Source organism: Phreatobacter sp. (genome assembly GCF_052440005.1).
Classification (GTDB): Bacteria; Pseudomonadota; Alphaproteobacteria; order Rhizobiales; family Phreatobacteraceae; genus Phreatobacter.
This window is the reverse complement of the sequence record NZ_JBQVQL010000120.1, coordinates 1-11,514: the sequence shown is the minus strand read 5'-3', so window position 1 is coordinate 11,514 and position 11,514 is coordinate 1. Positions and strand designations below refer to the sequence as shown.

The 11,514-nt window shown below is 72.3% G+C and carries 17 protein-coding genes; 15 read left to right on the top strand and 2 right to left on the bottom strand.

Annotated elements, in window-relative coordinates:
* From ACT6XY_RS20725 to ACT6XY_RS20670, 12 genes are all read left to right on the top strand, one after another.
* Positions 1–228, top strand: a 228-nt coding sequence (locus ACT6XY_RS20725) for a hypothetical protein (RefSeq protein ID WP_444750203.1), incomplete at its 5' end; no start/stop codon positions are given.
* A gap of 52 nt (positions 229–280) precedes the next feature.
* Positions 281–1,468 (top strand): DNA-packaging protein, encoded by a 1,188-nt coding sequence (locus tag ACT6XY_RS20720; RefSeq protein ID WP_444750202.1) that lies wholly within the window; start codon positions 281–283, stop codon positions 1,466–1,468.
* Positions 1,469–2,546: 1,078 nt separating this feature from the next.
* Positions 2,547–2,918, top strand: a complete 372-nt coding sequence (locus tag ACT6XY_RS20715; protein ID WP_106747374.1) for a hypothetical protein — start codon at positions 2,547–2,549, stop codon at positions 2,916–2,918.
* A 62-nt stretch (positions 2,919–2,980) separates the two neighbouring features.
* Entirely contained in the window at positions 2,981–3,349 is a 369-nt protein-coding gene (locus ACT6XY_RS20710) for a hypothetical protein (protein ID WP_444750201.1), read from the top strand.
* A gap of 31 nt (positions 3,350–3,380) precedes the next feature.
* Positions 3,381–4,532, top strand: coding sequence for a phage portal protein (locus ACT6XY_RS20705; RefSeq protein ID WP_444750200.1), 1,152 nt, complete (start codon positions 3,381–3,383; stop codon positions 4,530–4,532).
* Positions 4,533–4,794: 262 nt separating this feature from the next.
* The gene (locus ACT6XY_RS20700; protein WP_444750199.1) at positions 4,795–5,019 is read left to right on the top strand and encodes a hypothetical protein; all 225 of its coding nucleotides are present in this window, start codon (positions 4,795–4,797) and stop codon (positions 5,017–5,019) included.
* Between the two features lie 121 nt (positions 5,020–5,140).
* Positions 5,141–5,665, top strand: a complete 525-nt coding sequence (locus ACT6XY_RS20695) for a retropepsin-like aspartic protease family protein (protein WP_444750198.1) — start codon at positions 5,141–5,143, stop codon at positions 5,663–5,665.
* Positions 5,666–5,704: 39 nt separating this feature from the next.
* On the top strand, positions 5,705–5,902 hold the full coding sequence (locus ACT6XY_RS20690; protein WP_444750197.1) for a hypothetical protein: 198 nt from the start codon (positions 5,705–5,707) through the stop codon (positions 5,900–5,902).
* A 38-nt stretch (positions 5,903–5,940) separates the two neighbouring features.
* Positions 5,941–6,357, top strand: coding sequence for an HK97 family phage prohead protease (locus ACT6XY_RS20685; RefSeq protein ID WP_106750866.1), 417 nt, complete (start codon positions 5,941–5,943; stop codon positions 6,355–6,357).
* 14 nt (positions 6,358–6,371) lie between these two features.
* Positions 6,372–6,626, top strand: coding sequence for a hypothetical protein (locus ACT6XY_RS20680; RefSeq protein WP_444750196.1), 255 nt, complete (start codon positions 6,372–6,374; stop codon positions 6,624–6,626).
* A 195-nt stretch (positions 6,627–6,821) separates the two neighbouring features.
* Complete coding sequence (locus tag ACT6XY_RS20675; protein ID WP_444750195.1) at positions 6,822–8,078, top strand: phage major capsid protein; 1,257 nt, start codon at positions 6,822–6,824, stop codon at positions 8,076–8,078.
* 73 nt (positions 8,079–8,151) lie between these two features.
* A complete protein-coding gene (locus ACT6XY_RS20670; RefSeq protein ID WP_444750194.1) occupies positions 8,152–8,487 on the top strand; it encodes a DUF6968 family protein in 336 nt (111 codons plus the stop codon).
* A gap of 182 nt (positions 8,488–8,669) precedes the next feature.
* On the opposite strand, the gene ACT6XY_RS20665 is transcribed toward ACT6XY_RS20670, so the two are convergent.
* Both ACT6XY_RS20665 and ACT6XY_RS20660 read right to left on the bottom strand, forming a co-directional pair.
* On the bottom strand, positions 8,670–9,524 hold the full coding sequence (locus ACT6XY_RS20665) for a trypsin-like serine protease (RefSeq protein ID WP_444750193.1): 855 nt from the start codon (positions 9,522–9,524) through the stop codon (positions 8,670–8,672).
* Positions 9,524–10,267: a S1 family peptidase gene (locus tag ACT6XY_RS20660; RefSeq protein ID WP_444750192.1), complete on the bottom strand. Its 744-nt coding sequence runs from the start codon at positions 10,265–10,267 to the stop codon at positions 9,524–9,526. Before ACT6XY_RS20660 ends, ACT6XY_RS20665 begins: the two co-directional genes overlap by 1 nt.
* Before the next feature lie 144 nt (positions 10,268–10,411).
* Here ACT6XY_RS20660 and ACT6XY_RS20655 point away from each other — a divergent pair, with 144 nt between their 5' ends.
* The 3 genes from ACT6XY_RS20655 to ACT6XY_RS20645 form a co-directional block, all read left to right on the top strand.
* Positions 10,412–10,984, top strand: a complete 573-nt coding sequence (locus tag ACT6XY_RS20655) for a head-tail connector protein (protein ID WP_444750191.1) — start codon at positions 10,412–10,414, stop codon at positions 10,982–10,984.
* Complete coding sequence (locus ACT6XY_RS20650) at positions 10,981–11,301, top strand: head-tail adaptor protein (protein ID WP_444750190.1); 321 nt, start codon at positions 10,981–10,983, stop codon at positions 11,299–11,301. The genes ACT6XY_RS20655 and ACT6XY_RS20650 overlap by 4 nt, the downstream gene beginning before the upstream one ends.
* The coding region (locus ACT6XY_RS20645; RefSeq protein ID WP_444750189.1) for a hypothetical protein at positions 11,298–11,514 on the top strand (217 nt) is incomplete at its 3' end. The genes ACT6XY_RS20650 and ACT6XY_RS20645, both read left to right, overlap by 4 nt.

Sequence of the window (11,514 nt, the reverse complement as noted above, 5' to 3'; positions counted from 1 at the left end):
AGCCTCGGCGGCCCCTCCGCCACCGCCGCCCGCCGCCTCGGCGCCCTGGCCGCCACCCTCGACCGTCTCGCGACCCTCGACCGCAAGGCCCTCGCCGGCCGCGACCAAGCCGGAGATGCCGATGCCGCCGCCGTCACCGCGCCTGTGGACGCCGACGCCTGGGCTGAGGCGCTTGCGGCGCAACTTGATCCGGGCAAGGCCCGAGACAATCGCGGAACTGACGCCTGAGCAGATCGCCCGCCTCCGCGCCTTCTGGCCCGCCTTCGCCCGGCCCGAACAGATGCCGCCCCGCGGCCGCTGGCGCGTCTGGGCCTTCGTCGGCGGGCGCGGGGCCGGCAAGACCCGCGCCGGCGCCGAATGGGTCCACGGCATCGTCCACGGCCGCGACGGCTTCGGCCCGACGGCCGGCCGCATCGCCCTCGTCGGCGAGACCATCGACCAGGTCCGCGAGGTCATGGTGGAGGGGGTCTCGGGGCTGAGAGCCTCGGGCTTTCCGGCCGAGCGGCCCCGCTTCGAGCCCTCGCGCCGCCGGCTGGTCTGGCCGAACGGGGCGGTCGCCCACGGCTTCTCCTCGGAGGACCCGGAGGCGCTGCGCGGGCCGCAATTCGATGCCGCCTGGGCCGACGAAACCGGCAAATGGGTGCAGGCGGAGGCGACCTGGGACATGCTGAGCTTCGCGCTCCGGCTCGGCGAGCGGCCGCGCGCCATGGTGACGACGACGCCGCGGGCCACAGCGCTCATGCGCCGCCTGCTCGCCGATGCCGACACGGTGGTGACGCGCTCGGCCACCGCGGCCAATGCCGCCAACCTCGCCCCCGGCGTCGTCAAGGCGCTGGTGGCCCGCTATGGCGGCACCCGGCTCGGCCGGCAGGAGCTCGACGGCGAACTGATCGACGACCGCGAGGGCGCGCTGTTCTCCCGCGAGGCCATCGAGGCCGCGCGGGTGACGGCGAGCCCGGCGCTCAAACGCATCGCCGTGGCGGTGGATCCGCCCGCCTCCCACCGCAAGGGGGCTGATGCCTGCGGCATCGTCGCCTGCGGCATGGACGCGGAGGGCACGGTCTTCGTGCTGGCGGATGTGAGCGCCGAGGGGCTGAAGCCCCACGAATGGGCGGGGAGGGCGGCGACGCTCTACCGCCGCCTCGACGCCGACGCGCTCGTCGTCGAGGTCAACCAGGGCGGCGACATGGTGGCCGCCGTGATCGGGGAGGTGGCGCCCGACGTGCCGGTGACGCCGGTGCGCGCGGCGCGCTCCAAGCACCTGCGCGCCGAGCCGGTCGCAGCCCTCTACGCGCAGGGCCGCGTCCGCCATGCCGGGCGCTTTCCGGCGCTGGAGGACGAGCTCGCCGATTTCGGGCCCGACGGCCTGTCGAACGGCCGCAGCCCCGACCGGCTGGACGCGCTGGTCTGGGCGGTGACGCATCTGGCGCTGCGGCCTCGGGCCGAGGCGCGGGTGCGGGGGCTTTAGGAGGCGGTTTCGCCTCTGCTTGTTGAGTTTGTCCAGGAATGCCCCACCCCGACCCTCCCCTCTGGCGAGGGGAGGGGGATCGGGCACCGCCGTCCTGCGCAGAGGGGCGCTGGCACTACCCTTCAAGCGGTTGGGCCTGGCGCCGCCGCCACTGATGCGGACGCGACGCCATGGTCTCCCTCCCCTCGCCAGAGGGGAGGGTGCGGGTGGGGCTATACAGACGCCCCGCCCGGGGCCATGGCGGCTTGCCCCTCCAAGAGTCCGCCAGCGACAGCGCTTTGAGATTGGCCTCCCTGCCGGTCGCTTCGCCATCACCCGTTCATTCGGCCCGCTTCGGAGGCCTCATGACACCGCAGCCTTCATGGCGTGCCGCGGGGGACCCCCGCAGCGCGATCGCTCCCGTGCGCCTGTGGCGTGCCATCGCCGATCTGCGCTGGGACATCCTCGTCCTCAAGACAGCGCTGCGGCTGCACCGGCGCTACGACCCGAACCAGCCGCGTGTCCCGGCCGGGAGTGCCGAGGGCGGTCAATGGACGAGCGGCGACGGCTCATCGCCGCGCGAAATGACGATGCGCCGCGGCACGCCGTTGTCTCAGGCGACGCCGGCGCAACTCGCAGTAATCGCGGTTCTGCAGGCAAGAGCAGATGCTATCGTAGCAAGAGTCAGGCAGCGCGACCCCACTTGGCCCGGTCCGAAGAGCCTCACAGCTACCGTTGAGGGGCAGATCGAGCATTGGAGGGACGTCGCGGCGAGAGCTGAAGCCCGAGAAGCTGAGTTGATCCGATACGGCGTTAACGGCCCAGGGCGCTTTGCCGTGGAATCGTTTCCTGCACCCGTGGATCGGGCGCTCAATCGCTCCGAACGCGAACGGTTACAGTTTCTCGGTGATCGTGATGGGTGTCACACTTGCGGAGTTAGGCACCCTGGAGGAATTTTCGAGCGCTGGCTGGCGGATCACCAACGCAATACGGCTCTGAATCCGCCAGGCCAGCCGCAGGATATTTTCCCCCAATGTGCGGCATGTAGTGCGGCTCAAGGTGGCTATGTCCGAGGGATCCAACGTCGCGGAGGCTTCTGATGCAGACCGCAAGAGTATGCCCGCCCAATCCCGTCCTGTTCCTCGAAGACGCCGCCGGCGGCGAGCCGCCGATCTTCCAGCCTGACGACTTCGCCCGCCAGGCCTGCGCCACGGCCACCACCATTAGTTTCCTGCTCAGTGGAGACCCGGAATTTGAGACGGAAGTCGTCATCGGCTCTCGCGCCGAGGTCGATCCCGGTCGTGAGCCGAAATTTGTCAAGGAGATCCCCACTCCGTCACGCCTCATCCGCGTCGTTGAAGTCGACGACACCGAGGTCTTCGCTGTTGCTGTCCCGGACGCGACGACGCGGGTCAGTCTCTGGTTCAGCCGGCCTGTTTGGTCGGACAAGGTGATAATAGGGCTCGGCTGAATTCGCCGCCGGCGGCTCGATATGGACTGGAGGCCGAGCGGTTCGCGAATGAGGGAACCGGAATGAAGCACAGAGTCTCGACGAACCCCATCAACTCGATCCTCTTCATCGAGGACCGCCCCACCGCCAATATTCCGGCGGTCGACCCGCCGACCGCACCGGCCTGGGCCACGCCCGACTGCATCATCGTCAAGGCCTATCCCGAACAGGATGGCCCGACCGACGTGCTCCTCGGTGACCACACCGATGTTGATCCGGGCCGGCCGCCGGACTTCACGTCGGTGCTCCGGACCCCCGGTGGTCGCGTTCTTGTCAGAGACGTCCTGGATGAGGTGGTCGTCACCATGCCGTCGGCCAGGGACCTGACCCGCATCTCGATCTGGCTGAGCCATCCCGAATGGCCCGACAAGGTCATCATCGGCCTCGACTGACGCCTTCACCCCGCCCCTCGCGGAGCCCCCCATGTCCTTCCTCTCCCGTCTCCTCGGCGCCCCCGAGGCGAAGCGGTCGCGCACGGCCGCGCTCATCGCGCTGTCGCCGCTCGGCCGCCCGCACTGGTCCTCGCCCGAACCGAAGCGCTTCCATGCCGAGGCGCTGGCGAAGAACCCGGTCGCCGCCCGCGCCGTCGCCCGCGTCGCCCGCGCCGCGGCCGAGATCCCCTTCCAGTTCACGGAGGGCGTCGCGGATGCCTCCGCCCACCCGGCCGCGCTCCTCATCGAGCGGCCGAACGAGACCCAGGACCGCGTCGGGCTGGCCGAGATGCTGGCGACGCATCTCCTCCTCACCGGCAATGCCTATGCCGAGGCGGTGAGCGTCGAGGGCCGGGTGCGCGAGCTGCACGTTCTCAGGCCCGACCGAATGCGCCTCGTGCCCGGCGCCGACGGCCGGCCCGCGGCTTATGACTACGAGCTCGACGGCCGGTCGCTGCGCTTCGTGCAGGAGGGCGCGGTGCCGCCGGTCCTGCACCTCACCCTGCCGCATCCCTTCGACGACCATTTCGGCCTCGCCCCGCTCGCCGCCGCCGCCAGCGCCGTCGACATCCACAATGCCGCCACCGCCTGGACCAAGGCGTTGCTCGACAATGCCGCCCGGCCCTCGGGCGCGCTCGTCTATTCCGGCGGCGACGGCACCCTCTCCGAGGACCAGTACGAGCGGCTGAAGGCCGAGCTCGCCGAGAGCTTTTCAGGCAGCCGCAATGCCGGCCGGCCGCTGCTGCTGGAGGGCGGGCTCGACTGGAAGGCGCTGTCGCTGTCGCCGAAGGACATGGACTTCATGGAGGCCAAGCACGGCGCCGCCCGCGAGATCGCACTCGCCTTCGGCGTGCCGCCGCTCGTCCTCGGCATTCCCGGCGACGCCACCTACGCCAATTACCAAGAGGCCAACCGCGCCTTCCACCGCGACACCGCCCTGCCGCTGGCGCGGCGGATCATCGGGGCGCTCGCCGGCTGGCTGGTGCCGGAGGGAACGCTTCACGCCACCCCGGACGAGGACGCCATCGGCGCCCTCCATGCCGAGCGGGAGAGCCTCTGGCGGCGGATCGGCGCGGCGGGGTTCCTGTCGGACGGCGAGAAGCGCGAGGCGCTGGGTTACCCGCGGGAGAAGCCGGCGGTGTGAGGGGGACGGCAGTCGGCAGTCCGCAATCGGCAGTCGAGGTCCGGCTGAGCGTCGCCGGTGACGCTCGTCACCTCTCCCCGGCGGGGAGAGGTCGGCCGAAGGCCGGGTGAGGGGGCCCCAGCTATCCAGGCAAGCATTCTCCCCCTCACCCGACCGTCGCTGTCGCTCCGGTCGACCTCTCCCGCCGGGGAGAGGTGACGGCGTCACGGGCGGCACTCCCCAGACGGCCAATTGCCCATCGCCACCCCCCGAAAGGACCGCCATGCTGCCCCAGGGTGCCGAACCGGTCGTGCGCGCCTTCGTCGAGCGCGCCGACATCGCCGCCCTGGCCCTGTTCATGTGGGCCGCCGTCACCACCGGCCTGCTCGTCTGGACGCTGAAGGAGCTCGCCGCCGCCAACCGCCGCTTCGACGCCTTCGTGCGCGAGCTCGCCCGCTTCAACGAGCGCGCCGGCCGCCGCCGGCCGCATGGCGGGGAGGAGGAATGACCCCTCGTGTCTCCGATGCCGTTGACCGCCCGTTGACGCTGCGCGCAATGCGCGAGCCGCCCTTAACCCCTCGCCAAGGAGGATCCCGCCAGCATGGGTCCAGCGCACGGAGCCCGCCGTCATGCTGCCGAGAGCCTTCCTTCTCTTCATGGTGCCGATCGCCGGCCTCGCCGTGCTGCGGCCCGACGCCTTCGAGGCACTGCTCGGCCTTGCCGGCCATCGCGCGCCGCAGGTCGCCACCGCCACCCCCGCCGCCGTCCCGGCCGGCGGCAACGGCGGCTATCCGGCCAGGCGCCTCTATGCCGACCGCGACGGCCACGTCCGGGCCCGCGCCCGGGCCGACGGCCGCGGTTTCGACGTGCTGGTCGACACCGGCGCCACCATCGTCGCGCTGACCTGGTCGACCGGCCTCGGCCTCGTCCGGCCGGGCACGACCATGGACGCGCCCATGCAGACGGCCAACGGCCGCGTCATGGGCAAGCGCGTCACCATCCCCCGCCTCGAGGTGGAGGGCCTCGCCGTCGCCTCCGTCGACGCGGTGGTGCTCCCGCAAGGGGCGCTCACCGTCAACCTTCTCGGCATGAGCTACCTGTCGAAGCTGCGCCGCTTCGAGTTCGCCCAGAACACCCTGCTTCTGGAGCAATAGCCGCCCTCCCGCGGGAGGGCCCATCCGCGGGACATCGCCATGATCCAGACCCTTCTCCACCGGCTCCGGCCGGAACGCCGGCCGATGCCTGCGAGCGACCCGATCCGCCGCTTCGTCGAGACCCTCGCCACCCTGGAGGAGCGCCGCCCGCCGCCGCCGCGTGGCGGGGGAGGGCGGATCAGCGCCCTCGATCTTGTCGCCGCCCCCTTTGCCCGCAACCCCCGGAGCCCGTCATGAGTCCGGCCGCGGCCTATCCCCCGGCGCGGCTCGACCCGGTGACCGGCATCTTCACCGGCTATGCCTCGCTCTTCGGCATTCCCGACGCGCAGAACGACGTGGTAGAGCGCGGCGCCTTCTCGGCCTCGCTGCTGCGCCGCGGCACCGCCGGCATCCGCATGCTGTGGCAGCACGACCCGGCCGAACCCATCGGCACCTGGCTGAGCCTCGCCGAAGACCCCGTCGGGCTGCGCGTCACCGGGCGGCTGGTGACGCTCACCGCGCGGGGGCGCGAGGCCCGCGACCTCCTCGCGGCCGGCGCCGTCGACGGCCTCTCCATCGGCTTCAAGGCGGTGCGCGCCGAGCGCCGCCGCCGCGACGGGCCCCGCCGCCTCATCGAGGTCGATCTCTGGGAGGTCTCCGTCGTCACCTTCCCGGCGCTGGCCGGGGCGCGGGTGACGCGGGTCGCGGCGTGAGGCAGGATGCCGGCATGACTTTGCTCGAAAGCCGCATCCGCGCCATCCTGATGAGTGAATGGGATCCGATCGGCGTCCGCGGCGTGGCGCAGGCGCAGGACGAATACGACGACTATGTCGGTCCTCTCGCGGTGCTTGTGAGAAACGGGGCCGCCCCCGACCGAATTGCCGATGACCTGCTCGCCGTCGAGATCGACCGTATGGGTCTTGTTGGCGAACCCGATCGGGCACAGCGCGTTGCCTTGCGACTGCATGCGCTGAAACCCTGATTCCGCGCGCCGACCCCTCCGCTCACCTCTCCCCGGCGGGGAGAGGTGAAAGGAGAGCCTCGTCCTGCACGGCCGGGGAGAGGTGAGTGGCGCCGCCGTCGCGCCTGATCCCGACCTGCCGCCGAGCTTCGTTTCCCAAAAGCCCCGCCATCGCGGGGCTTTTTGCGTTTCCACCCCCAAGACCCCGAGGACCCCATGCCCGAGATCCACGCCGACGCCTCCCCCGAGACCAAGACGATCCTGCCGCATGAGGCGCAGGTGACCCACACCGAGGTCATGCGCATCTTCGAGGCCTTCAAGGAGGCGAACGACGCCCGCCTCGCCGAGATCGAGCGGCGCTCCGCCGACGTCGTCACCGAGGAGAAGCTCGCCCGCATCGACCGGGCGCTCGACGAGCGGCTCGCCCGCCTCGACCGCCTGGCGCTGGAGGCGCGCCGGCCGGGCCTCGCCCCCGAGCGCCGTGACGTGAGGGCCGGCGCCGGCGAGCACAAGGCCGCCTTCGAGGCCTATATCCGCTCCGGCGAGACCTCCGGCCTGCGCAGCCTCGAGACCCGCGCCATGTCGGTCGGCTCCGGCCCGGACGGCGGCTATCTCGCCCCGACGGAAATCGAGACGACGGTGACGCAGCGCCTCTCGGCCCTCTCGCCAATCCGCGCCATCGCCGGCGTCCGCCAGGTCTCCGGCGCCACCTTCAAGCGGCCCTTCGCCAGGACCGGCCCGGCCACCGGCTGGGTCGGCGAGGCGGCGGCGCGGGCGCAGACCGACAGCCCGGTGCTGGCCGAGCAGGTCTTCCCGGCCATGGAGCTCTACGCCATGCCGGCGGCGACCCAGACCCTCATCGACGACGCGGCGGTGGATCTCGAGAGCTGGATCGCCGGCGAGGTCGAGACCGTCTTCGCCGAGCAGGAGGGCGCCGCCTTCGTCTCCGGCAACGGCGTCAACAAGCCGACCGGCTTCCTCACCCAGACCCTCGTCGCCAACGGCGCCTGGGAATGGGGCAAGATCGGCTTCACCGTCACCGGCGAGGCGGCGGCCTTTCCCGAGGACGATCCGGCCGACGTGCTCTTCGACCTGATCTACGCGCTGAAGGCGGGGTTCCGGCAGAACGGCCGCTTCGTCATGAACCGCAAGACCCAGGCGGTGGTGCGCAAGATGAAGGACGGCTCGGGCGCCTATATCTGGTCGCCGCCGGCCCAGGCGGGCGGTGCCGCCGGGCTGTTCACCTTCCCGGTCACCGAGGCCGAGGACATGCCGGATATCGGCGCCGGCACCACGCCCATCGCCTTCGGCGACTTCCGCCGCGGCTATCTCGTGGTCGACCGGCTCGGCCTGCGCATCCTGCGCGACCCCTATTCCGCCAAGCCCTACGTGCTCTTCTACACGACCAAGCGCGTCGGCGGCGGCGTGGCGGACTACGACGCCATCAAGCTCCTGAAGGTGGCGGCGAGCTGATCCGGCATCGGACGGACTGACCAGGCCCGGCAGGCCGGCTAGGCTTTAGGGCCTCGGCCTGCCGGAGGCTGCCATGCTCATCGGGATGCGGGTTCTGACGCTGAGGACCGACACGGGCGACGTGCCGGTGGCGGTGCGGCTGTTCCAGCCCATCGATGAGGAGGACGCCTGGCGGTGCCGCTACGAAATCGGCTGGCCGGATGCGCTTCGGGAGAGCGCCGCCTGGGGCGCCGACGCACTGCAGGCGCTGCACCTCGCGATGCAGAAGATCGCTGTCGATCTCTACGGGAGCGATGCCCATCGCGAGGGACGGCTTTCCTGGCCCGGGCAGGGCGCCGGCTACGGCTTCCCGATGCCCAAAAGCGGCCGCGACCTTCTGGTCGGATGTGACAAGGAGTTCGACGGGTAAGGGGCGGGATGCCGCCGCCGTCGCTTCGGTCTCCGGCCATGACGGAAAGCAAGGCCGGAGGCGTCCTTGGAATGGGCCCACCCTTACCCTCTCCGCGCGGCAGCGCGCGGAGGCTGCGGGTGGGGCAGTCCTTGGGACCGTGCGGGTTTCGGCGCGGCGACGGCAGTCCCCGCCGTTCGCCCTCAGTTCCCGCCGCGGTCGATCCGCGCCCAGGGCGGCAGGCCCGCCCGCTCGGGAGCGCGGGGCGGCGGAAGCGTCGCGACACGGGGATTGGCGGGCGCCTGGCTCTCGCCGGTCGCCACGGCCCCGCGGATCCATGGCGCGATGGGCACCACCGGCATGGCGACGGTGAGCGAGCCGCAGCCGCGCGTCTCCGGCGGTCCCGACACCAGGCTGACGACGCCGACGACGCTGCCGCCGGCGAGCGCCGGTCCGCCGGAATCGCCCTGGCAGGCCGAGGGGCCGAAGCCTCGGGCGATCATCTGCATGTCGCCGAGGGCGGTATAGCCGGAGGGCGAGCGCTGCAGCACCGGCAGCGTGACGCGCCTGAGCTGGCCGGCGCTCCTCATGCTGTCGAGCTGCTGGCGGCCGAAGCCGGCGATGGTGACACGGCTGCCGGGGGCGGGATCGCGCCCGCCGATCCGCGCCGGGCCGAAGCCGGCCGGCGGCAGGTCGCGCATGGTGAGGACCGCGACGTCGATCGGCGCCGTGCCGCCCGTCGGGCTGCGCACGCCGGGATGGCCCGAGGCCGCGACGACGGGGGTCAGCGCTATGATGCGGCCCTCGCGGATGAAGGCGACCACGGCGAGCCGGGCGCCGGCGACGCAATGGGCCGCGGTGAGCACGCTGCGACGGCCGATCAGCGTGCCGGTGCAGCCGTTGGCGTCACCGGTGACGATGAGCACGGACGAGCGGGCGAGGGCATCGCCGGGCCCGACGGCGCTGCCGCCGATGATGGCCTGCGCCGGCGTCGTCGCGAGACCCGCTGCCAGCGCGGCACCGGCCAGAAGGGAACGTGCGGGGGACACGAGATGCATCAGGAACCTCCGAGGCCGCGAACGGCTTGCTCGATCCAACGCCGGTGGGGGGCGACGGGCACCGTGCCCGTCAGGACGCCGCAGCGGGCCGAACCGCGGCCGGTCGTCCAGCTCACGACACCCGATACGACGGAACGGCCCGATTCGGATGCATAGACCGGTCCGCCGGAATCGCCGGTGCAGGCGCCGAGCGTCGCGCCGGCCGGCCCGGTGAGCCGGACCTGATAGGACGAGGGGCGCCCCGTGACCGTCAAGGCGGCGGATCGCAGCGTCCCGGCGCTGCGCCCGTCACCCTCGGCGGAAGGGCCGAAGCCGACCAGGCGCGCCGATGCGCCGGCCGCCGGTAGTCCGCCCGCGGCGAGTGTCGCCGCCCGGCGGCCATGGCCGATCGGCTGGGCGGTGCGGATGACCGCCAGGTCCACCGCCGTGCGCCGCGCCTGCCAGTCGGCCTGCCGGTATTCGGGATGGACGCGGCGGTCGACGATCTCGTTGATCAGCGGCTGCCGCCCCGGCCCGAAGATGAGGACGGCGATGCGGCCGTTGCCGGCGACGCAATGGGCGGCGGTCAGCACCAGCCGATCGCCCAGCACGGCGCCGGTGCAGAAGCCCTGGCCGCCGGTGATGATCACCGTCTGCGCGGCGACGGGATCGCCGTCGGGGACGGGAGCGCCGCCGATCACCGCCGCAGCCGGCGTCGTGCCGGCGAGAGCGAGCGCCGCCAGCGCCCGGAAGGTCCAATGCACGTCGTCACCTCGGTTCGGATCGGTCCGAGAAGGCCCGTGCCCGCCGCCCGTGTCAACACGAAGGCGATCCGTCGCCGTCACACGGCGTCGTGAACCACGACGCCCGCCACCGCCACGCATCAGCGACACACCCGCGAGGCCCCGATGAGCCTGATCCTGACCTCACCCCCGGCCGCCGAGCCGCTCACCCTCGCCGAACTCAAGGCCTTCCTGCGCGTCGACGGCACGGAGGAGGACGCCCTGATCGGCTCGGTCGCCACCGCCGCCCGCGCTCATCTCGAGGCGATGACCGGGCGGGCCTTCGTCACCCAGGGCTGGCGCATCCTCCGCGACGCCTGGCCGCCGACCGGGCTCCTCACCCTGCCGCTGGGGCCGGTGCAGAGCCTCGACGCGGTCACCGTCACCACCGCGGAGGGCGCGGTCGCCGTTCCCGCAGAACGCTTCCGCCTCGACGGCACCGCCGTCCCCCCGCGTCTCGCCTGGCGGGTGGGGGAGGTGCCGCAGCCCGCCCCGCGGCTCGCCGGCATCGCCATCGACGTCACCGCCGGCTTCGGTCCGCCGGAGGACGTGCCGGCGCCGCTCGTCCAGGCGCTGCGGCTGCTGGCCGCCTACTGGTTCGAGAACCGTTCGCTGGTCACCGTCGGCCACGAGGTGGCGGTCATGCCGCGCATGGTCCAGGACCTCGTCGCCCCCTTCCTCGCGCGGAGGGTGGCATGAATCCCGGAGACTTCCGCCACCGCCTTTATGTCGAGGCGCCCTACGAGGTGCCGGACGGCGCCGGTGGCGTCGCCCGCGCCTACGAAACTCTCGCCCTGGTCTGGGGGCTGATCGAGCCCCTCGGCGGCACCGAGGCGATGCGCGAGGAGCGCCTCGCCCAGCGCCTCACCCACCGCATCACTATTCGCGCCTTCACCGGCCTCACCGCCGCCCACCGCCTCCGCAAGGGCGCCCGGATCTTCGAGATCCGCGCCATCCGCGAGGACGTGCCGGCGCGCCGCCTGATGTCGCTCCACTGCGAGGAGATCGCCCCATGAAGCCCTCCGTCACCGTCGCCTTCGGCGGCCTCTCCGCCGATGCCCGCCTGCCGGGCTGGACGACGCCCTTCCTCGTCCGCCTCGCCGACCGCTTCCAGGTCGAGGCGGCCAATGGCGGGCCGCCGGTGCGCCTCGTCCGCCGCGACGGCGGCGGCCTGGCGCTGGTGGACGCGTCCGACGAGGCCTTCGCCCGCGAGTTCGGCACGCTGGACC